Origin of the sequence: Nocardioides sp. SLBN-35 (assembly GCF_006715725.1) — a bacterium.
In the GTDB taxonomy this organism is placed as follows: domain Bacteria; phylum Actinomycetota; class Actinomycetes; order Propionibacteriales; family Nocardioidaceae; genus Nocardioides.
This window is the reverse complement of the sequence record NZ_VFNU01000001.1, coordinates 3,668,820-3,695,679: the sequence shown is the minus strand read 5'-3', so window position 1 is coordinate 3,695,679 and position 26,860 is coordinate 3,668,820. Positions and strand designations below refer to the sequence as shown.

Below are 26,860 nucleotides of genomic sequence, written 5' to 3'. Positions count from 1 at the left end.
TGGTTTGTTGTGGGCAAGTTGTTAAGGGCACATGGTGGATGCCTTGGCATCGAGAGCCGATGAAGGACGTTGGAGCCTGCGAAATGCCCTGGGGAGTTGGCAACCGAGCGTTGATCCGGGGATGTCCGAATGGGGAAACCCAGCTGGAGTCATGTCCAGTTACCCGCATCTGAATAAAATAGGATGTGTGGAGGGAACACGGGGAAGTGAAACATCTCAGTACCCGTAGGAAGAGAAAACAAAAGTGATTCCGAGAGTAGTGGCGAGCGAAATCGGATGAGGCTAAACCCATGTCGTGTGATAGCCGGCAGGCGTTGCGGTGTGGGGGTTGTGGGAGTGTTGTTGCTGTCTCTGCCGGGATGGCGCGCAGTAAGAAACCAGACGCGAGGTCGAAGTCCGTTGGAAAGCGGTGCCGTAGCGGGTGATAGCCCCGTAGACGACAGTGTCTGGCTGTGTTCAGCATTTCCCAAGTAACACGCCACCCCTGAAATGGTGTGTGAATCTGGCGGGACCACCCGTTAAGCCTAAATACTCCTCGATGACCGATAGCGGACCAGTACCGTGAGGGAAAGGTGAAAAGTACCCCTGGCGGGGAGTGAAATAGTACCTGAAACCATGTGCCTACAATCCGTTGGAGCCCTTTGGGGTGACAGCGTGCCTTTTGAAGAATGAGCCTGCGAGTTAGCGATACGTGGCGAGGTTAACCCGTGTGGGGTAGCCGTAGCGAAAGCGAGTCCGAATAGGGCGTTTGAGTCGCGTGTTCTAGACCCGAAGCGGAGTGATCTATCCATGGGCAGGTTGAAGCGCCGGTAAGACGGCGTGGAGGACCGAACCCACTTCAGTTGAAAATGGAGGGGATGACCTGTGGATAGGGGTGAAAGGCCAATCAAACTCCGTGATAGCTGGTTCTCCCCGAAATGCATTTAGGTGCAGCGTTGCGTGTTTCTTGCCGGAGGTAGAGCACTGGATAGCCGATGGGCCCTACCAGGTTACTGACGTTAGCCAAACTCCGAATGCCGGTAAGTGAGAGCGTGGCAGTGAGACTGTGGGGGATAAGCTTCATAGTCGAGAGGGAAACAGCCCAGACCATCGGCTAAGGCCCCTAAGAGGTGGCTAAGTGGAAAAGGATGTGGAGTCGCAGTGACAACCAGGAGGTTGGCTTGGAAGCAGCCACCCTTGAAAGAGTGCGTAATAGCTCACTGGTCAAGTGATTCCGCGCCGACAATGTAGCGGGGCTCAAGCCATCCGCCGAAGCCATGGCAGTTCCATTCAACCCAGGCGTCTCCTTGAGGGGCGTCCAGGGGTGGAGCTGGGTAGGGGAGCGTCGTGTCACGGGTGAAGCGCCGGAGTGATCCAGGTGTGGATGTGACACGAGTGAGAATGCAGGCATGAGTAGCGAATCACGGGTGAGAAACCCGTGCGCCGATTGATCAAGGGTTCCAGGGTCAAGCTAATCTGCCCTGGGTAAGTCGGGACCTAAGGCGAGGCCGACAGGCGTAGTCGATGGACAACGGGTTGATATTCCCGTACCGGCGAAATGGCGCCCATGACGAGCCCGGTGATGCTAACCACCCGAAGCACCTCGTACTGATCCCTTCGGGGTGAGGGCTTGGTGTGGAGCGTGGGATCCCATCCGGTAGTAGTCAAGCGATGGGGTGACACAGGAAGGTAGCCCAACCGCCGCGATGGTAGACGGCGGGTAAGCATGTAGGACGGGGCTTAGGCAAATCCGGGTCCCAGCCCTTTGGTGGGTGAGTCTGAGATGTGATGCCGAGACATTTATGTCGAAGTGGGTGATCCTATGCTGTCGAGAAAAACCTCTAGCGAGCCATGAGCCGCCCGTACCCGAAACCGACTCAGGTGATCAGGTAGAGAATACCGAGGCGATCGAGACAACCATGGTTAAGGAACTCGGCAAAATGCCCCCGTAACTTAGGGATAAGGGGGGCCCGAGGCGTGTACCCACTTGCTGGGGAAGCGCCGGAGGCCGCAGAGACCAGGGGAAAGCGACTGTTTACTAAAAACACAGGTCCGTGCGAAGTTGTAAGACGATGTATACGGACTGACTCCTGCCCGGTGCTGGAAGGTTAAGAGGACGGGTTAGACGCAAGTCGAAGCTCAGAATTTAAGCCCCAGTAAACGGCGGTGGTAACTATAACCATCCTAAGGTAGCGAAATTCCTTGTCGGGTAAGTTCCGACCTGCACGAATGGAGTAACGACTTTCCTACTGTCTCAACCATGGACTCGGCGAAATTGCACTACGAGTAAAGATGCTCGTTACGCGCGGCAGGACGGAAAGACCCCGGGACCTTTACTATAGTTTGGCATTGGTGTTTGGTTCGGCTTGTGTAGGATAGGTGGGAGACTTTGAAGCAGCCACGCCAGTGGTTGTGGAGTCATCGTTGAAATACCACTCTGGTCGTACTAGATGTCTAACCTAGGGCCATGATCTGGTTCAGGGACAGTGCCTGATGGGTAGTTTAACTGGGGCGGTTGCCTCCCAAAATGTAACGGAGGCGCTCAAAGGTTCCCTCAGCCTGGTTGGCAATCAGGTGTTGAGTGTAAGTGCACAAGGGAGCTTGACTGTGAGACAGACATGTCGAGCAGGGACGAAAGTCGGAACTAGTGATCCGGCGACTCCGAGTGGAAGGGTCGTCGCTCAACGGATAAAAGGTACCCCGGGGATAACAGGCTGATCTTCCCCAAGAGTCCATATCGACGGGATGGTTTGGCACCTCGATGTCGGCTCGTCGCATCCTGGGGCTGGAGTAGGTCCCAAGGGTTGGGCTGTTCGCCCATTAAAGCGGCACGCGAGCTGGGTTTAGAACGTCGTGAGACAGTTCGGTCCCTATCCGCCGCGCGCGTAGGAAACTTGAGAAAGGCTGTCCCTAGTACGAGAGGACCGGGATGGACGAACCTCTGGTGTGCCAGTTGTACCGCCAGGTGCATGGCTGGTTGGCTACGTTCGGAAGTGATAACCGCTGAACGCATCTAAGCGGGAAGCACGTTTCAAGATGAGGTTTCCCACCCCTTTGTGGGTTAAGGCCCCCAGCAGAACACTGGGTTGATAGGCCGGAGGTGTACAGCAGTAATGCCCAGCCGACCGGTACTAATAGGCCGAAGACTTGCCACAACAAACCCCCAACACACTCAACAAGCACAAGACAACACTGTGTTGGTGCGCGCGTCCACATGAAGATGACCAACCCCGACATACGTGTCGTAGACAGGGGTTCATAGAGTTACGGCGGCCATAGCGGCAGGGAAACACCCGGTCCCATCCCGAACCCGGAAGTTAAGCCTGCCAGCGCCGATGGTACTGCAACCGAGAGGATGTGGGAGAGTAGGACGCCGCCGGACAAACATTCAGGTAGGGGCCACCCGTCACGGGTGGCCCCTACTCTGTTTTGGACCTAGATTCCTCAATAGCGATCTCGAGTAGTCCCAGGAGACTGACGTGGCAGACCAGCGTGGCCGTCGTGACGGCGCGGGTGCCCCCCGCAAGGGCGGGCCTCGGCAGGGCGGAGCTCCCCGCAAGGGTGCGAGCTCCCGCAGCGGTGAGGACCGTAAGCCCTACGACCGCAAGCCGAGTGGAGATCGCAAGCCGACGGGCGACCGGAAGCCCAGTGGCGACCGACGCTTCGACGACCGCAAGCCTGCCGGTCGCGGCGGGAAGCCGTCGGGGGAGCGCCGTGGTGCTCCGCGCACCGACGGCGAGCGTCGGCCGCGGATGGACCCGGCGGAGCGCACCGAGAAGCAGGCGGTCTACGACGGTCCGCCGCTACCCGAGGACGTGACCGGGTCCGAGCTCAGCGCCTCCGTGCGGGCGCACCTCAAGGGCCTTCCCGAGAAGCTGGCCGCGCGCGTGGCGCGACACCTGGCGGCTGCCGGCCAGCTGGTCGACGACGACCCGGAGACCGCCTACCAGCACACCCTGGCCGCGAAGGCGCGGGCGCCACGCATCGCCTCCGTGCGCGAGGCCGTGGGCGAGGCCGCCTACGCCGCGGGTCACTACGCCGAGGCGCTCTCCGAGCTGCGTGCGGCGAAGCGGATGAACGGCGCGACGGCGTACCTGCCGATCATGGCCGACTGCCACCGCGCGCTTGGGAACCCGACCCGGGCCCTCGAGCTCGCGAAGAGCCCTTCGGTGGTGAAGTTCGTGCCGGCGGCCAAGGCCGAGATGACGCTGGTCGAGGCCGGCGCCCGCCGTGACCTCGGGCAGGTGGATGCTGCGCTGCGCACCCTCGAGGTGTCGCCGCTCAACACCAAGACCCGCGAGTCGTGGGTCGTCCGGCTGCGCTACGCGTACGCCGACACCCTGGAGGAGGCCGGCCGCCTCAACGACGCGCTGACCTGGTTCCACAAGACCAACGCGATCGACGCCGACGAGATCACCGACGCGGCCGAGCGGGCCGAGGCGCTCGAGAAGAAGATCGACCGGGGCTGATCAGGGCCGGCCGGCGATCGTGACGATCGCCTGCTGGTTGCCGGCCGGCTGCGTGTCCCAACGGATGTCCTCGCGGTAGGCGATCCGCACCCGGTCGATGACGGCCAGGGCCGCCTCCGCGGCCTCGATGCGGACGACGATCGAGTCGCCGCCGACGAGGCGCTCGCCCTCGGGGTCGACGAGGTCGGCACAGAACTGGCCTGGCTGGGTCGTCACGCCGATCGTCCCGCGGCGGCACAGCATCGGCGTGACCTTGAGCTTCACGTCGCTCGTGGTGTGCACCCGGACCCCGGAGATCCGCAGGGTCCGGCCGAGGTCGGCGGGCGCGGCGAACATGCCGACATACAGGGGGGTGCCGGCGACGCCGTTGGCGTTGACGACCTTCTTCGACGTCGGGAGGTCTTCGGGGGTCATGGCATACCAGACCAGCCAGGCCACGGCGAGGACGAGCGCGACCGCGAGGGCGGCGATCCGCCAGCCCCGGGACTGGAGCGAGGGACGGGGCACCCGGGAGGTGTCGAGCTCCGGGTCGCGCCCGCGGGCCGGACGCTCCGCGCGCCGGCGTCCCGGCTTGGGCGCGGTGCTGGGAGCGGTTCCTCCGTCGGTCATGGCCGAAGCGTAGGACACCGGCATCCCCGCGCGTCGCACCTGCCACACTCCTGCGCATGACGTTCCCCGCTCCCCGGATGCCCGAGCAGCCGAAGCGCCCGACGTTGGAGGGCAACGTCGCCGTCCGCGACGGGCGACGGCTCAGCTTCGCCGAGTACGGGTCGCGCCGCGGTCCGGCGATCGTGTGGATGCACGGCACCCCCGGAGCGCGTCGGCAGATCCCGGTCGACGCCCGCGCGTACGCCTCCGAGGTGGGTGCGCGGATCATCGGGATCGACCGGCCGGGGATCGGGTCCTCGACCCCGCACCTGTACGAGAACGTGCACGACTGGACGGGGGACCTGAGCCTGCTGCTCGACGCTCTGGCCATCGACAGCGCCCGGGTGATCGGCCTGTCCGGCGGTGGGCCGTATGCCCTGGCCGCTGGTGCGGCGCTGCCCGATCGCGTGCCTGGCGTGGGCGTCCTCGGCGGCGTGGCGCCGACGCGAGGCCCCGACGCGGCCGAGGGCGGCATCATCCAGCTCGCGGTGCACGCGGCGCCGCTGCTGGCCGCGACCCGGGTGCCGCTCGGGGTCGCGCTGACCGGTGCGATCCGGACGGTGAAGCCGCTCGCCGGCCCCGCACTCGACCTCTACGCCGCGGTGCAGCCGCCGGGGGACAAGAACCTGCTAGGCCGGCCGGAGTTCAAGGCGATGTTCCTCGACGACCTGCTCAACGGCAGCCGGTTCCAGACCTCGGCGCCGCTGGCCGACCTGCTGCTCTTCACGCGGGACTGGGGGTTCCGGCTCGCCGATGTGAAGGTGCCGGTGCGCTGGTGGCACGGCGACGACGACCACATCGTGCCGTTCCGGCACGGGCGGCACTGCGTCGACCGGCTCCCGGACGCGACGATGACGACCATCGACGGCGAGAGCCACCTCGGCGGCCTGGGCATCGCCGTGCAGGTGATGGACGAGCTGCTCGCGCTCGGCGCCTGATTGCGGCAGGGTGTGACCCAGACACGCGGCGGTTGCGCTGGTGTCGCGCCGCCCCATGGGCCACAATGGGAACACAACATCACAGGTGTCACTCCGCAAACGGTGTCCGCACGCGTTCGCACATCCGACATCTCCGTTGAGACCGCTGGGGAAGGCGTATCTCGCGCCGGAGGTAGAGGAAGCGAGGGTTCGTGGTGACCGGAAGCATGAGTGCGACCAGGGGCGTGTTCTACGTCCACTCCGCGCCGTCCGCGCTGTGCCCGCACATCGAGTGGGCCGTGGGCGGTGTCCTCGGCGTACCCGTCAACCCGGACTGGACGCCGCAGCCGGCGCAGTCGGGGACCTACCGGGCCGAGTTCTCGTGGACCGGCAAGGTCGGTGCCGCCGCCGAGATGGCCTCCGCGCTGCGCGGGTGGAACCACCTGCGCTTCGAGGTGACCGAGGAGCCGACGTCCTCGACCGAGGGCGCCCGGTTCTCCTACACGCCCGACCTCGGCGTCTTCCACGCCGTGATGGGCCTGCACGGCGACATCATGATCCCGGAGGACCGGCTCAAGGCCTCCGTGGTCCGCGCCGCGCTCGGTGAGGTCACCCTCGAGAACGAGATCGACAAGCTCCTCGGCAAGCCCTGGGACGACGAGCTGGAGACCTTCCGGCATGCCGGTGAAGGCGCGCCCGTGCGCTGGCTGCACCAGGTGGTCTGACCCCCCGCCCCCACGACACGACGAAAGGCGCCCCGGCTCAGCTCGAGCCGGGGCGCCTTTCGTCTGGGAGCAATCTGCAGTCGGGGCCGCCGGATGGGAGGGTTCCAGCGACCCCGGTCCGGGGGAGGGTCAGCCGAGCGACCCGAAGACGACGGCCACGTTGGCGCCGCCGAAGCCGAAGGAGTTGTTGATCGCCGCGATGTCGCCGATCGGGAGGTCCCGGGGCTTGGTCGCGACGTCGAGCTCGACGCGCTCGTCCTGCTCGTCGAGGTTGATGGTCGGCGGCGCGGTGCGGTGGTGGATCGCGAGCACGGTCGCGACCGCCTCGAGCGCGCCGGCACCGCCGAGCAGGTGGCCGGTCATCGACTTCGTGGCCGAGACGACCAGGTCGCTGGCGGCCGAGCCGAGCACGGCGTGCAGCATGAGGGACTCGGCGACGTCGCCCTGCGGGGTCGAGGTGGCGTGCGCGTTGACGTGCACGATGTCGCCGGCGGCGACGCCGGCGTCCTTGACGGCGGCGCGCAGAGCACGGGTGCCGCCACGACCCTCCGGGTCGGGCTGGGCGATGTCGTGGGCGTCGGCGGTGATGCCGGTGCCGAGCACCTCGGCGTAGATCCGGGCGCCGCGGGCCTGGGCGTGCTCGAGCGACTCGAGGACGAGGGCGCCGGCGCCCTCACCGAGCACGAAGCCGTCACGGGCCACGTCGAAGGGACGGGAGACCGTGGTCGGGTCGCCGTCGTTCTTCGACAGGGCCATCATGTTGGCGAACGCGGCGATGGGCAGCGGGTGGATGGCTGCCTCCGTGCCGCCGGCGATCGCGACGTCGACCCGGCCGAGCCGGATCTGGTCGGCGGCCAGGGAGACCGCCTCGTTGCCCGACGCGCAGGCCGAGACAGGGGTGTTGACCGGGCCACGGGCGCCCAGCTTGAGGCTGATGGTCGCGGCCGGGGCGTTGGCCATCAGCATCGGGACGGCGATCGGGGAGACCCGCCGCGGACCCTTCTCGAGCAGGACCTCGTGGTTGGACAGCAGCGTCTGCACGCCGCCGATGCCTGAGGCGAAGGCGACGCCGAAGCGGTCGCCGTCGAGGTCGCCGGCCTCCTGGACGGCGTCGAGCCCGGAGTCGGCCCAGGCCTCGAGTGCCGCCACGAGGGCGAACTGCGAGGAGCGGTCCAGACGCCGGGCGACGACGCGGTCGAGGACATCGGTGGGCTCGACGGCCGCCGTACCACCGATCTTCACGGGGAGACCGTCAGCCATGTCGCCGAGGGGACGGATCCCCGAGCGACCGGCGAGCAGGCCCTCCCAGGTGCTGGCGACATCGCCGCCGAGCGGGCTGGTGGTGCCCAGGCCGGTCACGACGACACGAGTGCGGGACATGGCTGTCGGTCTCCTTGGTGAGTCAGGTGGGGATCAGGCGGCGCGGTTGCGCTCGATGTAGGCGACGGCGTCGCCGACGGTCTTGAGGTTCTTGACCTCGTCGTCGGGGATGGTGACGCCGAACTTCTCCTCGGCCTCGACGACGACCTCGACCATGGAGAGCGAGTCGACGTCCAGGTCGTCGCTGAACGACTTGTCCAGCTGCACGCTGTCGGCCGGGATACCGGCGACCTCGTTGACGATCTCGGCGAGGGCGGCGCGGATCTCTTCGGTGCTCATTTTCTTGTTCTCCCGTGGTTGATGGGTGGTGCAGGGTGGTGCAATCCGTGGGCGGGCCGCGGGGCGACCCGTCAGGGAACGACGACGACCTGGGCGGCGTACGCCAGGCCGGCGCCGAAGGCGATGAGGAGCGCGGTGTCGCCGCTCTTCGCGTCGCCGTCGTCGATCATCCGGCGCAGGGCCATCGGGACCGAGGCGGCCGAGGTGTTGCCGGCGTCGATGATGTCGCGGGCGATCTTGACCGAGTCCGGCAGCTTGAGCGAGCGTGCCATCGCGTCGGTGATCCGGTTGTTGGCCTGGTGGGGCACGAAGCAGTCGAGCTCGTCGGCGGTGATGCCGGCACGGTCGAGCGCCTGCTGGGCGACCTTGGCCATCCCGTACGAGGCCCAGCGGAAGACCTCGTTGCCCTTCATCGACAGGCACGGCATCTTCTTCTCGCCGGAGGCGAGGATGTCGCGCCAGTCGGGCGTGCGGATGTGGTCGTAGTGCTCACCGTCGGAGCCCCAGACGACCGGGCCGATGCCGGGGGTCTCGGACGGGCCCACCAGGACCGCACCCGCGCCGTCGGCGAAGATGAACGCGGTGCCGCGATCGGTGGGGTCGGTGATGTCGGAGAGCCGCTCGACGCCGATGACCAGCGCGTAGCCGGCGGAGCCGCCGCGGACCATGTCGTTGGCCAGCGCGACGCCGTGGCAGAAGCCGGCGCAGGCGGCCGAGATGTCGAAGGCCGCCGGCTGCTCGGTGCCGAGCTGGTGGGCGATCATGGTGGCCGCCGACGGGGTCTGCAGCAGGTGGCTGACGGTCGCGACGATGACGCAGTCGACCTGGCGGGCGTCGACCCCGGCGGCGTCGAGGGCCTGTTGTGCGGCCGCGACACTCATCGAGACGATGGTCTCGTCCTCGGAGGCGAAACGGCGGGTCCTGATGCCGGAGCGCTGCTGGATCCACTCGTCGCTGGAGTCGATCGCGTCGACGACCTCGGAGTTCGGGACCACGCGCGACGGACGGTAGGCGCCGACGCCGAGCACGGCGGCGTACGACGGTCCGGTCTCGGTCCGCAGCGTCGTCATGCCGGCACCACCTGGGTCTGGAGGGCGTGCCGCTCGCAGAACGCCCGGGCCTCGTCGAGCTGCTCCGGGCCGGTGAGCCCGAAGGTCTCGACCTCCTGCTCGCCGCCCCGGAAGTAGCGCTTGGCGATACCGGTGAGGGTACCGGCGGGCGGAAGCTCGAGGATGCCGGTCACGCCGAGGTCGGCCATCCGGGCCAGGCACAGGTCCCAGCGGACCGGACGGGCGATCTGGCCGACGATCCGCTCCAGCACCTCTCGGCCGTCGGTGAGCGTGGTGCCGTCGGAGTTGGTGATGAAGGGCGTGTGTGCGTCGGCGGCGGTGACGGCCCGGGCCAGCCCGGTGACGTGGTCGACGGCCGGCGCCATGTGGGGGGAGTGGAACGCGCCCGCGACCGAGAGCGGGCGCAGGCGGCCGCCCTTGGGGCCGTTCTCGGCGAATGCCGCCAGCTGCTCGGTCGTACCGGCGGCCACGATCTGGCCGGGGCCGTTGTCGTTGGCGGCGGTGAGGCCCTGCGCGGCGATGGCGGCCAGCACCTCGTCACGGTCGCCGCCGAGGACGGCGGTCATGCCGGTCGGGGTGACGGCGGCGGCATCGGCCATCGCGTTGCCGCGCTCACGGACCAGGACCATGGCCTGCTCGGCGGTGAGCACACCGGCGCCCACGGCCGCGGTGATCTCGCCGACGCTGTGGCCGGTCACGGCATCCGGGGTGACACCGAGCCGGCGTGCGGCGACCAGGCCGGCGGCGACCAGCAGCGGCTGCGCGATCTTGGTGTCGCGGATGGTGTCCTCGTCGGCCTCGGTCCCGTAGTGGCCCAGGTCGAGCCCGGCGACCGCGGAGAGCCAGTCGACGTAGGCGGCGACGGCGTCATCCTCCAGCCAGGGCGAGAGGAATCCTGGCGTCTGTGCGCCTTGTCCGGGGGCCACGATCACGAGCACGGATCCAGACTGCCGTCCGGGGCCTGACGACCGCGCCTGCACCGTCCACGAACTTGGCGCCGCGTCCTTGTGGGAGTCCTACAAGGACGCCGATCCGCCTGGGGCGTCCTCGGGGTCAGGTCGACTGGCGGCCCAGCACGAGCGCCAGCTGCAGGGTGAGCGCGTCGCGGGGGACCGAGGGGGTGAGGCCGGTGAGGTCGCCGATCTGGCCGAGCCGGTAGCGCACGGTGTTGGCGTGGACGAACAGGGTGCGGGCGGTGGCCTCGATGCCGGCACCGTTGGCGAAGTAGGCGACGAGGGTCTCGACCAGCTCACCGCGGGACTCCGCGAGCGGGCGGTAGAGGTCGTCGATCGCCTCCCAGCGGGCGAGGTCGTCGCCGGCGAGGATCCGCTCGGGGAGCAGGTCGTGGGCCGAGACCGGGCGCGGGGCGTCGGGCCAGCCGACGGCGGCGCGCAGGGCGTCGAGGGCGACCCGGGCCGAGACGTGGGCGTGGGCCAGGTCGGTCGCGGTCGGGCCGACCACGACGGCGCCCTCGCCGAACAGGTGGACCACGGTGCTGGCGTCCTTCTCGAGCTGGTCGACGCCGCCGAGGATGACGACGAGCAGATGGCCCTGGACCGCGCTCAAGGCATCGAGGCCGCCCTCGCGGGCGGCGCGTCGTACGTCGTCGAAGACGCCGGTCTGGCCCGCGGCGTCGGCCTCGGGCGGGGCGGTGCCGACCACCACCGCGACCTCGCCGCGGGAGGACCAGCCGACGGCGCTGGCCCGCGAGAGCACGGCCTCGTCGGTCTCGGCACGCAGGACGGCATCGACGGCGAGCGCCTCGAGCCGGGCGTCCCAGCGGCCGCGGACCTCGGCCGCGCGGGCGTAGACCTCGGCGGTGGCGAAGGCGACCTCGCGGCCGTAGCGCAGCACGGCGGCGTGCACGTCGGGCAGCACCTCGGGGTCCAGGAGGCGCTCGATGTTGGCCTCGACCTCGTCGATGGTGAGCTTGATCAGGTCGACGGTCTGGTGCAGGTCGACTGTGCCGGCCATCGCGCGGGGCGCCGCGCCGAAGACCTGGCCGACCAGCGCGTGGTCCTGCGGGTCGGAGGCGCCGGCGTCGGCGAACCAGTCGACGAAGCCCTTCACGCCGGCCTGGACGATCATCGCGACGTAGGAGCGCTCCTCGGCGCTCAGGTCGCGGAACCACGGCAGGTCGGAGTCCATCCGGGCGGTCGCCGCCGTGCTCAGCGAGCCGGTCGCGGCGCGCAGCTGCCGGGTGGCCTCGGCCCGCTGCGCCGAACCGGTGGGGGACATGGTCAAAGCCTAGGGGTCAAGGCCTCGCCCGCGATGCGGAGGCGGGGGTGTCGGGCGCCGGGCTCGCGTGGTTGAATCGTGCACCATTGCTAGCAGGAGTGAGCATTTGCTAGCCGAGCGCGGAGGGGGCGCAGCGATGTCGGTGGGGAACGACGTCCGGCACGGGGTCGAGTACGTCATGCTGCACGGCAAGCGCCGCGCGTACGTCAAGAAGGGCTCCGGCCCGGCGCTGTTGCTGCTGCACGGTCTCGCGTGCGACCACACCACGTGGGCGCACGTGATCGACGACCTCGCCGAGCGGTACACCGTGATCGCGCCCGACCTGCTCGGGCACGGCCTGTCGGACAAGCCGCGCGCCGACTACACGCTCGGTGGGTACGCCAACGGGATGCGCGACCTGCTCACCGTCCTCGGCATCGACAAGGTCACCGTGGTCGGCCACAGCTTCGGCGGCGGCGTCGCGATGCAGTTCGCCTACCAGTTCCCCGAGCGCACCCAGCGGGTGATGCTCGTGTCGACCGGCGGCCTCGGGCCCGAGGTGTCGCCGATGATCCGGCTGATCCAGGTGCCGGGCTGGTTCCGCGCCGTCGGGCTGCTGACCCTGCCCGGCGTCCGGCAGGTCGAGACCTTCGCCCTGCGTACGGCGTCCGGGCGGCTCACGTTCGGACCGCTGCGCAAGTACACCCGCGACCTCGACGAGGTCGCCGACATCGTCGAGTCGTGGAAGGACCGACGTACCCGGTTCGCGATCCGTCACCTGGTCCGCGCGGTGATCGACTGGCGCGGCCAGATCGTGACCATGTCCGACCGTGCGTACCTCAGCGAGGCCATGCCGATGGCCGTGCTGTGGGGCCGCGAGGACCAGGTCATCCCGGCCACCCACGCCGAGAACGCCCGGGCGCTGGCGCCCGACGTACGGGTGGACGTGCTCGCGGACGCCGGTCACTTCCCGCACAAGGACCACCCCGAGGAGTTCGTCCGGCTGCTCGACGACTTCATCTCGACGACCGAGCCGGCGTCGTACAACCGGGCGCGGTTCCGGCGGATGCTCAAGGCCGGCGCGACCGCGCCCCTCGGGCCGCTTGCCGCGGTCGCCGCGGCACAGGCGCGCGACGAGGCGGTCACCTCTGCCTGAGCCCGCAGCTGGCGGTCGTCGGTGCTGACGACCCTGACCAGCGTCTTCTGCCTGCTCGCCGTCGTACGGGCCCTCGACGGCGTCCACTTCTTCGGCGCGGTCGCCGAGACGATCATCGCGCTGCTGCGCACCCGCCGCTCCCTGGTGCTGGGCCTGGTCGGCCTCACGCTGGTCGCGTCGATGCTGATCACCAACGACATGGCGCTGCTCACCCTGCTGCCGCTCACCCTGGTGACGCTGCGGGCGACGGGCAACGACGACCTGGTGACCTTCGTCTTCGTGATGGAGACGGTCGCCGCCAACCTGGGCGGGATGATCACGCCCTTCGGCAGCCCCCAGAACCTCTACCTGTACCAGTTCTACGGGCTCGGGCTGGGGGACTTCTGGCGGATCATGGTGCTGCCGTTCGCCGCGTCGGTGGTGCTCATCGTGCTCGTCTGCCTGAAGGTACGGCGGACGCCGCACGAGCCGGTCGTCTTCCCCCACCGCGTCGTGCTCGGCCGCACGCTGCTCTACCTCGCGCTGTTCGCCGTCACCGTCGCGATCGTCGTCCGTGCGGTGCCGGTGTGGGCGGGGTTGGTCGTCGTGCTGGTGCTGCTCGTCGCCGACCGCTCCGCGCTGCTGAAGGTGGACTGGCTGCTCCTCGTCGTACTGGCCGGCTTCTTCGCGATCGCCGAGGGCCTGGCCCGGGTGCCGAGCGTCGCCGAGGCGCTGCGCGACGTGCTCGCGCTCGACCCGCTGCTGGTCAGCGCGCTCGCCAGCCAGATCCTGTCGAACGTGCCGACGGCGGTGCTCGCGGCGCCCTTCACGACCGAGCACGCGCAGCTGCTGGTGGGGGTCAACGTCGGCGGCGTCGGCACCATCGTCGCGTCCCTGGCCAGCCTGATCACCCTGCGCCAGCACGCCACGGCGCGTCCGGGGGAGACCCGCACGTTCCTGCGGGTCTTCACGCTCGTCAACGTCGCGTTCCTGGCGGTCCTGCTGGTGACGACGCGAGGGGCGGTCGCAGCCGGCTGGCTGTGACCGCCCCTCGACGTTCGCTCGTGCCGGTCGGGCGTCAGGCGTCGCCGCCCTCCTGCAGCACACCGGCGACGGCGGTCGGGTCGTCGATCCGGTAGCGCTCGACGGCCTCCTTGACCCGGCCGGGGTCGATCTCGCCGGCGTCGGCGAGCGCGGCGAGCGCCTGCACGACGACGGACGGGGCGTCGACCTGGAAGAACCGGCGGGCGGCCGGGCGGGTGTCGGCGAAGCCGAAGCCGTCGGCGCCGAGCACGTGGTAGTCGGCGGGCACCCACTGCGCGATCTGCAGCGGGACCGCGGTCATGTAGTCGGAGACCGCGACGACCGGGGCGTCGGCGTTCGCGCCGGCGCCGAGCGCCTCGGCGACGTACGGCGTGCGGTGGGCCTCGTCGGGGTGGAGCAGGTTCCACTTCTCGGCGGCGATGCCGTCGCGGGCCAGCTCGTTCCAAGAGGTGACCGACCAGGTCTCGGCCTGGACGCCCCACTCCTCGGCGAGGATGCGCTTGGCCTCCTCGATCCACGGGAAGCCGACGCCGGAGGCGAGCAGGCGCACCTGCGGTCCCTCGGACGTGGGGGAGTCGGTGACCTTGTACATGCCCTTGAGCAGGCCCGCGACGTCGAGGCCCTCGGGCTCGGCGGGCTGGTCGACCGGCTCGTTGTAGACGGTCAGGTAGAAGATCACGTCCTCCCCGAGCGGGTGCGCGGAGTTCACGCCGTACATCCGCTCGATGCCCGAGCGCATGATGTGTCCGACCTCGTAGCCGAACGCCGGGTCGTAGTGGACGACGGCCGGGTTCGTCGCCGCGAGCAGCGGGGAGTGGCCGTCGGCGTGCTGCAGGCCCTCGCCGGTCAGCGTGGTGCGGCCGGCGGTGGCGCCGATCAGGAAGCCGCGCGCGAGCTGGTCGGCCATCGCCCAGATCGAGTCGCCGGTGCGCTGGAAGCCGAACATCGAGTAGAAGATGTAGAACGGGATCATCGGCTGGCCGTGGGTCGCGTACGACGAGCCGGCCGCGATCGCGGAGGCCATCGCGCCGGCCTCGGAGATGCCCTCGTGGAGCATCTGACCCTGCGGCGACATCTTGTACGACAGCAGCATGTTGCGGTCGACGGACTCGAACTGCTGGCCGTGCGGGTCGTAGACCTTGGCCGAGGGGAACATCGCGTCCATGCCGAAGGTGCGGTACTCGTCGGGCGCAATGGGCACCAGGCGCTTGCCGATCTCGGGATCCTTCATCCAGTCCTTGAGCAGGCGGACCGCGGCCATGGTGGTGGCGACCTTGTGCTTGCCGGCGCCCTTCTTCAGGTCTGCGTACATCGCGTCGCCGGGGAGCTTCAGGGCCTTGGCGCGGATCACGCGCCGGGGGATCGAGCCGCCGAGCTGGCGACGGCGCTCCATCATGTACTCGATCTCCGGCGAGTCGGCACCGGGGTGGAAGAAGGGCGCGGCGCCGGTGGCCTCGTAGGCCGCCTCGAGGTCGCGGTCGCTGATCGGCAGGTAGAGCCGGTCGCGGAACTTCTTGAGGTCGTCCTGGGTGAGCTTCTTCATCTGGTGGGTGGCGTTCTTGCCCTCGAGGGCGTCGATCGTCCAGCCCTTGACCGTGTGGGCGAGGATCACCGTCGGCTGGCCGACGTGCTTGGTCGCCGAGTCGAAGGCGGCGTACACCTTGCGGTAGTCGTGGCCGCCGCGCGGCAGCTTCTCGATCTGCCGGTCGGTCATGTGCTCGACCATGGCGCGCAGTCGCGGGTCGGGGCCGAAGAAGTGCTCGCGGTTGTAGGCGCCGGACTCGACCGAGAAGGTCTGGAAGGCACCGTCGGGGGTGGAGTTCATCTGGTTGACGAGCACGCCGTCGACGTCGCGGGCGAGCAGGGCGTCCCACTCGCGACCCCAGATCACCTTGATCACGTTCCAGCCCGCGCCGCGGAAGTTGGCCTCGAGCTCCTGGATGATCTTGCCGTTGCCGGTGACCGGGCCGTCGAGCTGCTGCAGGTTGCAGTTGATGACCCAGGTGAGGTTGTCGAGCTCCTCGCGGGCGGCGATCCGGATGGCGCCGAGCGACTCGGGCTCGGCCATCTCGCCGTCGCCGAGGAACGCCCAGACGTGCTGCTGGCCGGTGTCCTTGATGCCACGGTTGGCGAGGTAGCGGTTGAACCGCGCCTGGTAGATCGAGTTGATGCCGGTCAGTCCCATGGAGACCGTCGGGAACTCCCAGAAGTCCGGCATCAGCCGGGGGTGGGGGTACGACGGCAGGCCGGCGCCCTTGCCGTGCTGGACCTCCTGGCGGAAGCGGAAGAGCTGATCCTCGCTGAGGCGGCCCTCGAGGAAGGCGCGGGCGTAGATGCCGGGGGAGGCGTGGCCCTGGATGAACAGCTGGTCGCCGCCGCCCGGATGGTCCTTGCCGCGGAAGAAGTGGTTGAAGCCGACCTCGTAGAGGCTCGCGCTGGACTGGTAGGTGGCGATGTGCCCGCCGACCTCGAGGCCCTTGCGGTTGGCGCTGGACACCATCACCGCGGCGTTCCAGCGGATGAACGCCCGGATCCGGCGCTCGACGTCCTCGTCGCCGGGGAACCACGGCTCGCGCTCCGGCGGGATGGTGTTGATGTAGTCGGTGCTGCGCAGCGCCGGCACGCCCACCTGCGCCTCACGGGCGCGCTCCAGCAGGCGCAGCATGACGTAGCGGGCCCGCTCCCGGCCGCGCTCGTCGACGAGCGCGTTGAACGAGTCGATCCAGTCCTGGGTCTCGTCGGGGTCGATGTCGGGGAGCTGGGTCGGCAGGCCCTCGTGGATGACCGAGGGAGTCGACGCCGCGCGCACGGCCGGGGTGGTGCCGTCGGAGTTGGTGCCGGTGTTCGTGTCGGAGGTCACGTCGCCCATCGTTGCACCTCTCAGAAGGGCAGAAAATCTACCCGTGAGTACTGCGAGGGAGACGTTCTGGGCGCCTGAGGGTTGCGCCACGACCCCAGACTCCGCTGGACTACTCCTCATCCCGCACCCGCGGGACGTTCGTCGTACCCGAACCACTGGAGGACTCACCGTGACTTCGACCGCCACCGGCGGCACCAGCTCATCCGGCCCGACCGGACCCGCAGAGAGGATGGGCCTCAAGCAGGGGATGGTGGTCCAGGAGCTCGGCTGGGACAACGACACCGACGACGAGCTGCGCGTCGCGATCGAGGACGCCATCGACGGCGACCTGGTCGACGGTGACTACGGCAACGTCGTCGACGCCGTCCTGCTGTGGTGGCGCAACGACGACGGCGACCTGGTCGACGGCCTGGTGGACGCCCTCACCGACCTCGTCGGGGGTGGCGTGATCTGGCTGCTGACGCCCAAGATCGGGCGCCCGGGCGCGGTCGACGCGGCCGACATCGCCGAGGCGGCCCCCATCGCCGGCCTCTCGCAGACGACCGCCGCCGCGGTCAGCAAGGACTGGGCGGCGACCCGACTGGTGGCACCCAAGTCCGTCGCCTGACGGCGTGGGCTTGAATAGGGGCATGGGGAAGATCGCGCACCTGGTCACCGGCCGGGTCAAGGACACCGGAACCAGCCTCAAGATCCTGACCGAGTCGGGGATCGTGCGCCCCTACTCGCCGCTCGTGATCGCCGGCATGGCCAACGCCCTGCGGCAGTGGAGCACCACGCCCGCGGGCGGGTTCAAGACCATCGCGCTGCGGATGCCCCAGCAGGTCGCGATCATCGACGAGCGCGGTGCGCTCACCTTCGGTGAGCTGCAGGAGCGCACCAACGCGCTGGCCCACGGGCTGCGCGCCCGCGGGGTGAGGGCGGGCGACGGCGTGGCCGTCATGTGCCGCAACCACCGCGGCTTCATCGAGGCCTCCATCGCCGTCAGCAAGCTCGGCGCGGACGTGCTCTACCTCAACACCGCCTTCGCCGGCCCGCAGCTGGCCGACGTGATCGCGCGGGAGAAGCCGCGCGTCGTCGTCCACGACGAGGAGTTCACCGGCCTGCTCTCCGGCGCCGACATCGCCGACCGGGTGCTCGGCTGGACCGACGGCGACGCGGGTCCGGACAGCCTGGAGGGACTCATCTCGGCGGGGGTCGCCGCCGGTCGCACCGCCGACCTCACGCCGCCGGCCAGCAAGGGCCGCACCATCATCCTCACCTCGGGCACGACGGGTACGCCGAAGGGTGCGCCCCGGCCCCAGGGCGGCCTGCCGGCGGCGATCTCGCTGCTGTCGCGGATGCCGCTCAAGAGCGGCTGGAAGTGCCACGTCGCCGCGCCGCTGTTCCACACCTGGGGCTTCGCGCACTACCAGCTCGCGATGATGCTGGGCACCACCCTGGTGCTCACCCGCAGGTTCGACCCCGAGGACGCGCTGCGGATCCTCCACGACGAGGAGTGCGACTCGTTCGCGGTCATCCCCGTGATGCTCCAGCGGATCCTGGCGCTGCCGGCCGAGACGCTGGACCGCTACCCGCTGCCGCACCTCAAGGCGGTCGCGTCCTCCGGCTCCGCGCTGCCCGGCGACCTGCCGACCCAGTGGATGGACCGCTTCGGCGACAACCTGTACTCCATCTACGGCTCCACCGAGGTCGCCTGGGCCTCGATCGCCTCCCCGAAGGACCTGCGCGAGGCGCCCGGCTGTGCCGGCCGGCTGCCGCACCAGACCGTCGTACGCATCCTCGACGCCGACGGCCGCGAGCTGCCGCAGGGGGAGTCGGGCCGGATCTTCGTCGGCAACTCCCTGCAGATCGAGGGCTACACCGGCGGTGGCGGCAAGGAGATGGTCGACGGCCTGATGTCGTCGGGCGACGTGGGCCGCTTCGACGCCGAGGGCCGGCTCTACGTCGAGGGCCGTGACGACGAGATGATCGTCTCCGGTGGCGAGAACGTCTTCCCGAAGGAGGTCGAGGACTGCCTCGCGGCCCACGAGCGGGTGGCCGAGGTCGCCGCCATCGGCGTCGAGGACCCCGACTTCGGCAAGCGGCTGCGGGCCTTCGTGGTCCGCGTCCCCGAGGCCGAGCCGGTCTCGGCCGACGAGCTCAAGGACCTGGTCAAGCAGAACCTGGCCCGCTACAAGGTGCCGCGCGAGATCGTCTTCCTCGACGAGCTGCCCCGCAACGCCACCGGCAAGGTCCTCAAGCGCGAGCTCGCGGCGATCGAGCCGACGGACTCCACCCCGTGAGGCCCGACGTGGCCGGACCGCCCAGCGCCGCCGCGGGCATCGAGATCGGCGGACTCGCGCCCGACTTCACGCTGCGCGACCAGTTCGGGCAGGACATCACCTTGTCGTCGTACCGCGGGGTCAAGGCGGTCGCGCTCGTCTTCTACCCGTTCGCGTTCAGCGGGGTGTGCAGCGGCGAGATGCACGGCATCCGGACCCGGCTCGACGAGTTCCTCACCTTCGACACCGAGGTGCTCGCGATCTCCTGCGACCCGGTCTACGCGCTGCGCGCGTTCAGCGACGCCGACGGTCTCAACTTCGGGCTGCTCAGCGACTTCTGGCCGCACGGCGAGGTCGCGCGGGCGTACGGCGTGTTCGACGAGCGCGGTGGCAGCGCCGAGCGGTCGTCGTACGTCATCGACAAGGCGGGCCGCCTGGCCTGGTCGGTGCACAACCCCAAGCCCGCCGCCCGGAGCGCCGACGACCTGCTCGAGGCGCTGCGCGCGGCTGCTGTCTAGGAGCCTGCTCCTAGACAGTTCGGTCCGTTCGCGTAGTCCATTTGGGTCATTTTTCAACTATTTGGGCTCGATCCGTTGGACGGACGGGATCCGGCGGCTACTGTTCTACTCGTTGAACCGCTGGTGACCCGAGACGCCAGCGGTTCAGCTCATTTTTGCCTCCGGTCCGGCGGGGCGCTGGTTTCGGTCCTGCGACCGCGCTTCGGTACGCTTGCCCGGCTTCCGGGCGTATAGCTCAGCGGTAGAGCCCCTCGCTTACAACGAGGTGGTCGGGGGTTCGATCCCCTCTGCGCCCACCGGTCCGGTGATTTGGCGACATGTCGTCAACATCTGTGCGAGGGTGTGCGCCATGTCGATCTCGGTGTCGCGGGCCGTCCCCGCCCTGCTGCTGTCCGTCCTCCTCTCGGGTGGTTCGGTCCTGCTCGCCGCGCCGGCGCAGGCTGACCGGTGGACGTACGACGACGCGGTGGGCGACGTGACCCAGCTGGTCGAGACGGACACCTCGCTGTCGGTCCAGTCGGTCCCGGAGCAGGCGAACGGCGACATCGTGCAAGTCGCCGTCGACCACCGACGCTCGAAGGTGGTCATCGACATCCGGACCCGGACCAGGATCACCGGTGCCTTCATCGCCGGCGTCGAGCTGCGCACGCGCGGTCACCACTTCGCGTTGATGTGGATGCGGGCGCCGGGGGCGAACAGCGCCGAGCTGATGGACTTCAACAGCAAGGACCTCACCGTGCGGTGCGGCGACCTGAAGCGCAGGCTCGTCGCGGGCAGGACCGGGATCCGGCTCTCGGTGCCGCGCACCTGCCTCGACGACCCGCGCTGGGTGCGGGTCGGGGCGACGCTGTCGACGTTCGGCCTAGTCACCGGGCAGAGCATGGACGACGACGGACTACGGACCGGTACAACGCTCAGCGGCGCCTCCGGGAAGTCGCCGAAGATCAGGCGCTGATCCGCGCCAGCTCGACGTACATGGCCTGCACTCCAGGGTGCCGGCTGTTCATGAGAACCCTCTCACCGGTGACTCATGCGTGCCTCACCCCGGCTCGAGAGGGTGGCGGTGTCGACGGGACGTCGACGTCCACCGATCGAGGAGGTACCCATGAAGAAGCCCCTGATGGTCGCGGTCAGCGCGCTGGGCGGTGTCACGGCGGCCGGAGTCGCCGTCAGCGTGCTCGCCTGGCCCGCCCAGGCCGGCGCCGCCGACACGAAGGTCGCGTTCAAGCGGGAGCAGGACACCGCCGACGTCGTGCTCGTCAACGACGATGACGACCCGGACGACGACCCGACCAACGCGGACACCCACACGAACACCGCCACCGGCACCACCGCCGGAGGCGTGACCAACACCCAGGGCGACGGCACCCGGACCGGTGCCCGCAGCGGCCGGGACGACAGCCGGACCGGCCGCGCGGCCGCGGCGGACTGGACCAACGACGGGCCCGGGCCGAAGGTGCGGGACTGGACCCGCAACCACACCAACGACAAGACCCGCCACAACACGCGCGGCTGACCATGGGCACGCTGTCGTCCTGGGAGCTCGCCGAGGGTGACGCGATCACCCCCGAGCTGACCGCGCTGCGGTCGCTCGGGGGTGGCTCGGCGTACGAGGCCTACCTGGCCTTCGACGAGATCACCTACGGGCCCGTCGTCGTCAAGGTCGTCCGCCCGGCGGAGGTCGACGACACGCACACGCTCGAGGGACTGGTCCGCGAGGCGACCGCCTTGGACGTCGCGCACCACCCCGTGACCGCCCGCGGCCTGCGGTACGCCGTCGACGGCCCCCGTCCGCACCTGGTGCTCGAGTACGTGGAGGGACCCAGCCTGTCCCGCCTGATCCGGCGGCACCGTCGGCTCTCGCCGCAGCAGTACCTCCCGCTCGCGGTCGACCTCGCCTCCGCGCTGCACTTCTTCCGGCACGCTGACGTGTGCCACCTCGACCTGAAGCCGAGCAACGTGATCATGGGCTCGCCGGCGCGACTGATCGACTTCTCGGTCGCCCGCCAGGCCGCGCATGCCGCCGAGATCACCGGGAACATCGGCACCGACGCGTACATGGCGCCCGAGCAGGCCGCGCCCGGTGGTGCGTACGGCGTCCCCGGTCATGCGAGCGACCTCTGGGGTCTCGGCACGACCCTGTTCCACGCCGTTGCCGGATATCGCCCCTTCCGCGACGGCGACCCGGCCGCCGCCGAGGCCGCCGACCGGTTCCCGCAGCTGCTGGACGCGCCGGCGGAGCTGCCGGCCGACGTACCGGCGGCGGTGGACAAGGTCGTGCACGCGCTGCTGGAGCCCGACCCGGCCGACCGGCCACTGCCCCGCGAGGTCGCCGAGGCGCTGGAGCCGGAGATCGCGGCGCTGCCGGCTCCACGGCTGCACTGGAAGGGTTGAGTTGCCGCTTTCTCACCGTCGAGTTGCCGCATCCCAACCGTCGAGGTCCGAACTCAACGGTGAGGATGGGGCAAGTCAACGGTGAGGATGGGGCAAGTCAACGGTGAGGATGGGGCAAGTCAACGGTCGAGGCGGTAGCCCATCCCGCGCACGGTGCTGATCGCGTCGGCGCCGAGCTTGCGGCGCAGGTAGCCGACGTAGACGTCGACGACATTGGAGCCGGGGTCGAAGTCGAGGCCCCAGACCTGGTCGAGGAGCTGCTCGCGGGAGAGCACCTGGCCGGCGTTGCGCAGGAAGGTCTCGGCGAGGGCGAACTCGCGCGCGGACAGCTCGACCTCGCGTCCGGAGGCGGTGGCGCGGCGGGTGCGCAGGTCGAGCTCGATGCCGGCGGCGGCGAGGGTGTCGGGGGTGCCGTTGCCCGCGGGTACGGTGCTCGCCTGCCGCAGCCGCAGGCGGACCCGGGCGCTCAGCTCGGCGAAGCGGAACGGCTTGGCCATGTAGTCGTCGGCCCCGCCCTCGAGCGCGGTCACGGTGTCGGCGACCGAGTCGCGGGCGGTGAGCACGATGACCGGCACCCGCGAGCCCTGGGAGCGGAGCTGGTCGAGCAGCTCGAAGCCGTCGATGCCGGGCAGGCCGATGTCGAGGACGACGAGGTCGACGTCGCCGGCGAGGGCGTGGTCGAGGCCGCGGTGGCCGTCGGAGGCGACGGTGGTGCGGTGCCCCTCGGCGCGCAGGCCCTTGGCCACGAAGGAGGCGATCCGCTCCTCGTCCTCGACGATCAGGATGTGGGCCACGTCAGGACCTGGGTCTGCTCGGAGTCGGCGGGGTCCGGCTGCACCGCGGGTACGTCGATCGCGAACCGGGCGCCGGGGCCGGGAGCCGAGCGGTCGACGTACGCCCTCCCGCCGTGGGCCTGGGCGATCGCGCCCACGATGGAGAGCCCGAGCCCGAAGCCCTCGTCGCCCTCGGGTACGGCGGCGCGGCCGAACCGGCCGAAGATCCGCTCCTCGTCGCCGGGCGCGACACCGGCGCCGTCGTCCTGGACCCAGCAGTGCAGGGTCGCGTCATCCACCGTGGCGCCGATGGCGATCCGGCCGGCGGGCCCGGTGTGCTTGACGGCGTTGTCGGCGAGCGCGAGCAGCGCCTGGGTGATCCGCTGGCCGTCGAGAACCAGCTCGGCAGGCAGCGCCGGGGACGTCTCGAGCACCCAGTGCCGCTCGCCGAGGGCGCTGGCCTTGGTGAGCACGGCGGCGAGCAGCGCGGACGGGTCGGTGGGCCCGGGGGCGAGGAAGTCGGGCCGGTCGCTCTTGGCCAGCACGATCAGGTCGCCGACCAGGCGGGCCATCCGGTCGACCTCGTCGAGCAGCAGTGCCCGGGTCTCGGCGACCTCCTGCGGGTTGCCGGTGTCGAGCAGCTCGAGGTGCCCACGGAGCACGGTCAGCGGCGTGCGCAGCTCGTGGCCGGCGTCGTCGAGGAACTGCCGCTGGCCGGCGAAGGCCCGCTCCAGCCGGTCGAGCATCCCGTTGACGGTGCGGGTGAGGGCGGTGATGTCGTCGTTGCCACGCTCCGGCAGCCGGCGCGACAGGTCGGTCGCGGTGATCGTGTCGGCAGCCTGGTGCAGGGTGCGCAGCGGACGCAGCAGCCGCCCGGACACCCAGGCCGCGGTGGCGGTCACCAGGACGGCGGACAACAGCGCGACGAGGGTGTAGGTGCGCATCGTCTGCCCGAGCTCGCCGCGGTCCTCGGCGAGGTAGGTGACCACCAGCAGGGCGCCGCGCTGGCTGCCCTGGGCGACCGGCTGGGCGGTGATCCGCACCTCGCCGCGGTCGGTGTCGAGGTAGGTCGTACCGCCGTCGACGACCAGCGACGCGACCGCCTCCTGGAAGGCCGGCTCGTCGACGAGGTCGTCAGCGGGGAACTGCACCAGGGTGCCGTCGCCGATCCAGCCGACGAGCAGCTCGTCGTCGTCGGGGACGTTGCGGGTCAAGAAGCCCTCGAGCAGGTCGCGGACCGTCGCGAAGTCGCCGGTGCGCTGGAGGGCGACGAACTCGTCGAGCTCCTGCTCGACCTCGCTCTGCAGGGTCTCGGTCAGCGCCCGGCTCTCGACCCAGTAGACGATCAGGCCGGCGCCGGCGAGGGCGACGGTGACGAGCAGCGCGACGGCCGCGGTGATCCGGGTCCGGACGGACAGCCCCGCCCGAACGGGCTCAGTCGTCATCGTGCCCGCGGTCGCCCCGGTCGTCGTCATGACGGTCGTCGTCGCGGTCGTCGCCGTCGTCGTGCCCGCGGCGGTCGTCGTCCCGGTCGTCCCGGTCGTCGTCGCGACCGCGGCGGTCGTCGTCACCGTCGTCGTCGAGATCGGGCTGCGGCGTGATCACCTCGGCCGAGGGGGTCGTCGGCGGGCCCTGGGGGACGGTGGGGGAGGTGGAGGGCGTGGAGGGCGTCGCGGTGCTGCCGGCCGGTGCGGGGCCGAGGTCGATCGGGGTCCGTGCGGGCGGCTCGTCGGCGCCGGCGCGGACCACGGCGCCGGCGGTGAACCCGGCCAGCACCATCAGCGCCGCCACGGGCAGCAGGATCTTCCACGCACGACTCATGACCCGATCATCCTGCCTGATCGTGGGCCGGCCGTGAGATCCGGATGAGAGTCCTCTCATCCGACACCTCGGGTGCCTCCTTTCGGAGGGGGCGCCCGAGGGGGCCGCGGGCCTAGGGTGGTGGGTGTCACATCCGTGTGTCCCGAGCCCAGGAGGCCCCGCGTGTTCGTCCCGTTCAGCGTCAACGACTTCCTCGACCGGGCCGTCCAGGTGTACGGCGAGCGGGTGGGTGTCGTCGACGAGCCGACCCAGCCCGCGCCGAGCCAGGGCGAGCTCACCTATGCGCGGATCGGCGAGCTGGCCCGGCGCCAGGCCGCGAAGCTCGACGAGCTCGGGATCGGCGTCGGGGAGCGGGTGGCGGTCGTCAGCCACAACAGCAGCCGGCTGCTGACCTCGTTCTTCGGCGTGAGCGGCTGGGGCCGCGTGCTGGTGCCGGTGAACTTCCGGCTCAGCCCCGACGAGGTGCAGTACATCGTCGACCACTCCGGCGCCCGGGTGCTCTACGTCGATCCGGAGCTCGAAGAGTCGCTGGCGGGGGTGACCTGCGAGCAGAAGTACCTGCTCGGCGACGACGACGCGCTCTATGCCGCGCCGGGCGTGGAGCCCAAGGCGTGGGAGCACGACGAGGCCGCGACCGCGACCATCAACTACACCTCCGGCACCACCGCGCGCCCCAAGGGCGTGCAGATCACGCACCGCAACATCTGGGTCAACGCACTGACCTTCGGCCTGCACGCCGGGATCGGCGACCGCGACGTCTACCTGCACACGCTGCCGCAGTTCCACGCCAACGGCTGGGGGATGCCCTTCGCGATGACCGGCGTCGGTGCGCGGCACATCATCCTGCGCAAGGTCGACGGTGCCGAGATCCTGCGCCGGGTGCGCGACCACGGCGTGACCGTGATGTGTGCGGCACCCGCGGTGGCGGCCGCCGTACTGGAGGCCGCGCAGAGCTGGGAGGGCGAGATCCCCGGGCGCGACAAGGTGCGGATCATCATGGCCGGCGCCCCGCCGCCGACGAAGACGGTGATCCGGGTCCAGGAGGAGCTGGGCTGGGAGTTCATCCAGATCTACGGCCTCACCGAGACCTCGCCGCTGCTGACCATCAACCGCACGCGCGAGGAGTGGGACGACCTCTCGGCCGAGGAGCGGGCGACCCGGCTCACCCGCGCGGGCGCGCCCGCGATCGGCGTACGGCTGGCGATCGACGAGTCCGACGAGGGCGCCGGCGAGGTGCTCGCGCAGTCGAACGTGATCCTCGAGGGCTACTGGGAACAGCCCGAGGAGTCGGCCGCGGCGCTGGCCGGCGGCTGGTTCCACACCGGTGACGGTGGTGTGCTGGGCGAGGACGGCTACCTCACCATCGCCGACCGCAAGAAGGACGTCATCATCACCGGCGGCGAGAACGTCACCTCGATCGAGGTCGAGGACACGCTGTTCTCGCACCGGGCCGTCGCCGAGGTCGCGGTGATCGGCGTCCCCAGCGAGAAGTGGGGCGAGACGATCAAGGCGCTCGTCGTGCTCACGCCCGACGCGACCGCCGGCCCCGAGATGGAGGCCGAGCTGATCCGTTGGTGCAAGGACCGGCTGGCGGGCTACAAGTCGCCGACGTCGGTCGAATTCCGCACCGAGCTGGCGCGGACGGCGACCGGCAAGCTGCAGAAGTTCAAGCTGCGCGCGCCCTACTGGGAGGGCTACTCCCGCGGCGTGAACTGACCGAGGATCCCGTCGACCAGGGCGACCTGGGCGGCGCGGGAGGTCGTCGCGGGGTCGAGCACGGCCGTGACCTGGAGGCCGATGATCGTGGTCATCAACAGCTCCACGCCGGCGGGTACGGCCGCGGCCGGCAGCTCTCCCGCGTCGATGGCCTCCTGCCAGTGCCGGGCCATCTGCTGCTTCCACTCGGCGACCGCCGCGTTGTTGAGCTCGGCCATGGCGGCGTCGCCCATGGCGCGCTGCCACAGCGACATCGCGATCCGTGCCTCCAGCCGGGCCTCCGCGGTCAGCGGCATCACCTCGTGGCACAGCCGGCGCAGGGCGCTCAGCCCGGTGCGGTGGCCGACCGAGGCCTCGATCCGCTGGTTGGTCGCGTCGAGGACGTGCTCGTAGGAGGTCCGCAGGATCTCGTCCTTGCCGGCGAAGTAGTGGCTGAGGGCACCGTTGGTGTACCCGGCCTCCGCGGCGAGGTCACGCATGTTGACGCCGTCGACGCCTCGCGTGGCGAGCAGCCGCCAGGCCGCCGCGATGATCGCGCGGCGGCGCTCGTCGTGGTCGACCAGTCGCGGCACCTTGCGTCCTCGCTCTCGCCGTAAAGGTATTGCCCATGTCGGCGGCCGGCCGCCGGCTGTAGCGTGCGTCACATTGTTGGTT

Annotated in this window: 23 protein-coding genes, 1 tRNA gene and 2 rRNA genes; 15 read left to right on the top strand and 11 right to left on the bottom strand. The window is 69.8% G+C overall.

The window, feature by feature from the left end:
* Positions 1-11 precede the first annotated feature (11 nt).
* The 3 genes from FBY23_RS17840 (at position 12) to FBY23_RS17830 (ending at position 4,448) form a co-directional block, all read left to right on the top strand.
* Positions 12-3,134, top strand: a 23S ribosomal RNA gene (locus tag FBY23_RS17840).
* Positions 3,135-3,244: 110 nt separating this feature from the next.
* Positions 3,245-3,361: ribosomal RNA gene (rrf, locus tag FBY23_RS17835) — 5S ribosomal RNA — on the top strand.
* Positions 3,362-3,458: 97 nt separating this feature from the next.
* Positions 3,459-4,448 carry a lipopolysaccharide assembly protein LapB gene (locus FBY23_RS17830; protein WP_141799367.1) on the top strand — a complete coding sequence of 330 codons (990 nt, stop codon included), beginning with the start codon at positions 3,459-3,461 and terminating at the stop codon, positions 4,446-4,448.
* Here FBY23_RS17830 and FBY23_RS17825 read toward each other — a convergent pair whose 3' ends face one another.
* Positions 4,449-5,057 (bottom strand): hypothetical protein, encoded by a 609-nt coding sequence (locus FBY23_RS17825; protein WP_141799366.1) that lies wholly within the window; start codon positions 5,055-5,057, stop codon positions 4,449-4,451. It lies immediately after the preceding gene.
* A gap of 56 nt (positions 5,058-5,113) precedes the next feature.
* Here FBY23_RS17825 and FBY23_RS17820 point away from each other — a divergent pair, with 56 nt between their 5' ends.
* Entirely contained in the window at positions 5,114-6,034 is a 921-nt protein-coding gene (locus tag FBY23_RS17820; protein WP_260806076.1) for an alpha/beta fold hydrolase, read from the top strand.
* 206 nt (positions 6,035-6,240) lie between these two features.
* The gene (locus FBY23_RS17815) at positions 6,241-6,738 is read left to right on the top strand and encodes a DUF3145 domain-containing protein (protein WP_141799365.1); all 498 of its coding nucleotides are present in this window, start codon (positions 6,241-6,243) and stop codon (positions 6,736-6,738) included.
* Positions 6,739-6,867: 129 nt separating this feature from the next.
* On the opposite strand, the gene FBY23_RS17810 is transcribed toward FBY23_RS17815, so the two are convergent.
* The 5 genes from FBY23_RS17810 to FBY23_RS17790 form a co-directional block, all read right to left on the bottom strand.
* The gene (locus FBY23_RS17810) at positions 6,868-8,118 is read right to left on the bottom strand and encodes a beta-ketoacyl synthase (protein WP_141799364.1); all 1,251 of its coding nucleotides are present in this window, start codon (positions 8,116-8,118) and stop codon (positions 6,868-6,870) included.
* A gap of 33 nt (positions 8,119-8,151) precedes the next feature.
* A complete protein-coding gene (locus FBY23_RS17805; RefSeq protein ID WP_141799363.1) occupies positions 8,152-8,397 on the bottom strand; it encodes an acyl carrier protein in 246 nt (81 codons plus the stop codon).
* A gap of 71 nt (positions 8,398-8,468) precedes the next feature.
* Positions 8,469-9,467, bottom strand: coding sequence for a beta-ketoacyl-ACP synthase III (locus FBY23_RS17800; protein ID WP_141799362.1), 999 nt, complete (start codon positions 9,465-9,467; stop codon positions 8,469-8,471).
* Positions 9,464-10,405, bottom strand: coding sequence for an ACP S-malonyltransferase (locus FBY23_RS17795; protein WP_141799361.1), 942 nt, complete (start codon positions 10,403-10,405; stop codon positions 9,464-9,466). The genes FBY23_RS17800 and FBY23_RS17795 overlap by 4 nt, the downstream gene beginning before the upstream one ends.
* A 115-nt stretch (positions 10,406-10,520) precedes the next feature.
* The gene (locus FBY23_RS17790) at positions 10,521-11,705 is read right to left on the bottom strand and encodes a CdaR family transcriptional regulator (RefSeq protein WP_141799360.1); all 1,185 of its coding nucleotides are present in this window, start codon (positions 11,703-11,705) and stop codon (positions 10,521-10,523) included.
* Positions 11,706-11,841: 136 nt separating this feature from the next.
* Here FBY23_RS17790 and FBY23_RS17785 point away from each other — a divergent pair, with 136 nt between their 5' ends.
* Both FBY23_RS17785 and FBY23_RS17780 read left to right on the top strand, forming a co-directional pair.
* Positions 11,842-12,840: an alpha/beta fold hydrolase gene (locus FBY23_RS17785; RefSeq protein ID WP_141799359.1), complete on the top strand. Its 999-nt coding sequence runs from the start codon at positions 11,842-11,844 to the stop codon at positions 12,838-12,840.
* Between the two features lie 21 nt (positions 12,841-12,861).
* A complete protein-coding gene (locus tag FBY23_RS17780; RefSeq protein ID WP_141799358.1) occupies positions 12,862-13,863 on the top strand; it encodes an SLC13 family permease in 1,002 nt (333 codons plus the stop codon).
* Between the two features lie 34 nt (positions 13,864-13,897).
* On the opposite strand, the gene aceE is transcribed toward FBY23_RS17780, so the two are convergent.
* A complete protein-coding gene (gene aceE, locus FBY23_RS17775; protein WP_396954499.1) occupies positions 13,898-16,723 on the bottom strand; it encodes a pyruvate dehydrogenase (acetyl-transferring), homodimeric type in 2,826 nt (941 codons plus the stop codon).
* 229 nt (positions 16,724-16,952) lie between these two features.
* Here aceE and FBY23_RS17770 point away from each other — a divergent pair, with 229 nt between their 5' ends.
* The 7 genes from FBY23_RS17770 (at position 16,953) to FBY23_RS17740 (ending at position 21,896) form a co-directional block, all read left to right on the top strand.
* Positions 16,953-17,330: a DUF3052 domain-containing protein gene (locus FBY23_RS17770; RefSeq protein WP_141801133.1), complete on the top strand. Its 378-nt coding sequence runs from the start codon at positions 16,953-16,955 to the stop codon at positions 17,328-17,330.
* 22 nt (positions 17,331-17,352) lie between these two features.
* Positions 17,353-19,005 carry an AMP-binding protein gene (locus FBY23_RS17765; RefSeq protein ID WP_141799356.1) on the top strand — a complete coding sequence of 551 codons (1,653 nt, stop codon included), beginning with the start codon at positions 17,353-17,355 and terminating at the stop codon, positions 19,003-19,005.
* A complete protein-coding gene (locus tag FBY23_RS17760) occupies positions 19,002-19,502 on the top strand; it encodes a peroxiredoxin (RefSeq protein WP_260806075.1) in 501 nt (166 codons plus the stop codon). The genes FBY23_RS17765 and FBY23_RS17760 overlap by 4 nt, the downstream gene beginning before the upstream one ends.
* Positions 19,503-19,726: 224 nt before the next feature.
* A tRNA-Val gene (locus tag FBY23_RS17755) sits at positions 19,727-19,798 on the top strand.
* 53 nt (positions 19,799-19,851) lie between these two features.
* Positions 19,852-20,457: a hypothetical protein gene (locus FBY23_RS17750; RefSeq protein WP_141799355.1), complete on the top strand. Its 606-nt coding sequence runs from the start codon at positions 19,852-19,854 to the stop codon at positions 20,455-20,457.
* Positions 20,458-20,607: 150 nt separating this feature from the next.
* Entirely contained in the window at positions 20,608-21,018 is a 411-nt protein-coding gene (locus FBY23_RS17745) for a hypothetical protein (RefSeq protein WP_141799354.1), read from the top strand.
* A 2-nt stretch (positions 21,019-21,020) separates the two neighbouring features.
* Positions 21,021-21,896, top strand: a complete 876-nt coding sequence (locus FBY23_RS17740; protein ID WP_141799353.1) for a serine/threonine-protein kinase — start codon at positions 21,021-21,023, stop codon at positions 21,894-21,896.
* Between the two features lie 119 nt (positions 21,897-22,015).
* On the opposite strand, the gene FBY23_RS17735 is transcribed toward FBY23_RS17740, so the two are convergent.
* The 3 genes from FBY23_RS17735 to FBY23_RS26345 are packed head-to-tail and all read right to left on the bottom strand — an operon-like array spanning position 22,016 to position 24,490.
* A complete protein-coding gene (locus tag FBY23_RS17735; RefSeq protein ID WP_141799352.1) occupies positions 22,016-22,690 on the bottom strand; it encodes a response regulator transcription factor in 675 nt (224 codons plus the stop codon).
* Complete coding sequence (locus FBY23_RS17730) at positions 22,675-24,114, bottom strand: cell wall metabolism sensor histidine kinase WalK (protein ID WP_260806074.1); 1,440 nt, start codon at positions 24,112-24,114, stop codon at positions 22,675-22,677. The genes FBY23_RS17735 and FBY23_RS17730 overlap by 16 nt, the downstream gene beginning before the upstream one ends.
* Entirely contained in the window at positions 24,104-24,490 is a 387-nt protein-coding gene (locus FBY23_RS26345; protein WP_186348234.1) for a hypothetical protein, read from the bottom strand. The genes FBY23_RS17730 and FBY23_RS26345 overlap by 11 nt, the downstream gene beginning before the upstream one ends.
* A gap of 162 nt (positions 24,491-24,652) precedes the next feature.
* Here FBY23_RS26345 and FBY23_RS17720 point away from each other — a divergent pair, with 162 nt between their 5' ends.
* A complete protein-coding gene (locus FBY23_RS17720; RefSeq protein ID WP_141799350.1) occupies positions 24,653-26,206 on the top strand; it encodes an AMP-binding protein in 1,554 nt (517 codons plus the stop codon).
* Here FBY23_RS17720 and FBY23_RS17715 read toward each other — a convergent pair.
* Complete coding sequence (locus FBY23_RS17715) at positions 26,185-26,778, bottom strand: TetR/AcrR family transcriptional regulator (protein WP_141799349.1); 594 nt, start codon at positions 26,776-26,778, stop codon at positions 26,185-26,187. The two genes, FBY23_RS17720 and FBY23_RS17715, sit on opposite strands and share 22 nt — an antisense overlap.
* Positions 26,779-26,860: the final 82 nt, after the last annotated feature.

Coding starts and splice junctions, on each gene's coding strand:
- FBY23_RS17825 (WP_141799366.1), bottom strand. CDS start 5,057: ATGACCGACGGAGGAACCGCTCCCAGCACCGCGCCCAAGCCGGGACGC.
- FBY23_RS17820 (WP_260806076.1), top strand. CDS start 5,114: ATGACGTTCCCCGCTCCCCGGATGCCCGAGCAGCCGAAGCGCCCGACG.
- FBY23_RS17815 (WP_141799365.1), top strand. CDS start 6,241: ATGAGTGCGACCAGGGGCGTGTTCTACGTCCACTCCGCGCCGTCCGCG.
- FBY23_RS17810 (WP_141799364.1), bottom strand. CDS start 8,118: ATGTCCCGCACTCGTGTCGTCGTGACCGGCCTGGGCACCACCAGCCCG.
- FBY23_RS17805 (WP_141799363.1), bottom strand. CDS start 8,397: ATGAGCACCGAAGAGATCCGCGCCGCCCTCGCCGAGATCGTCAACGAG.
- FBY23_RS17800 (WP_141799362.1), bottom strand. CDS start 9,467: ATGACGACGCTGCGGACCGAGACCGGACCGTCGTACGCCGCCGTGCTC.
- FBY23_RS17790 (WP_141799360.1), bottom strand. CDS start 11,705: ATGTCCCCCACCGGTTCGGCGCAGCGGGCCGAGGCCACCCGGCAGCTG.
- FBY23_RS17785 (WP_141799359.1), top strand. CDS start 11,842: ATGTCGGTGGGGAACGACGTCCGGCACGGGGTCGAGTACGTCATGCTG.
- FBY23_RS17770 (WP_141801133.1), top strand. CDS start 16,953: ATGGGCCTCAAGCAGGGGATGGTGGTCCAGGAGCTCGGCTGGGACAAC.
- FBY23_RS17765 (WP_141799356.1), top strand. CDS start 17,353: ATGGGGAAGATCGCGCACCTGGTCACCGGCCGGGTCAAGGACACCGGA.
- FBY23_RS17750 (WP_141799355.1), top strand. CDS start 19,852: ATGTCGATCTCGGTGTCGCGGGCCGTCCCCGCCCTGCTGCTGTCCGTC.
- FBY23_RS17745 (WP_141799354.1), top strand. CDS start 20,608: ATGAAGAAGCCCCTGATGGTCGCGGTCAGCGCGCTGGGCGGTGTCACG.
- FBY23_RS17740 (WP_141799353.1), top strand. CDS start 21,021: ATGGGCACGCTGTCGTCCTGGGAGCTCGCCGAGGGTGACGCGATCACC.
- FBY23_RS17730 (WP_260806074.1), bottom strand. CDS start 24,114: ATGACGACTGAGCCCGTTCGGGCGGGGCTGTCCGTCCGGACCCGGATC.
- FBY23_RS26345 (WP_186348234.1), bottom strand. CDS start 24,490: ATGAGTCGTGCGTGGAAGATCCTGCTGCCCGTGGCGGCGCTGATGGTG.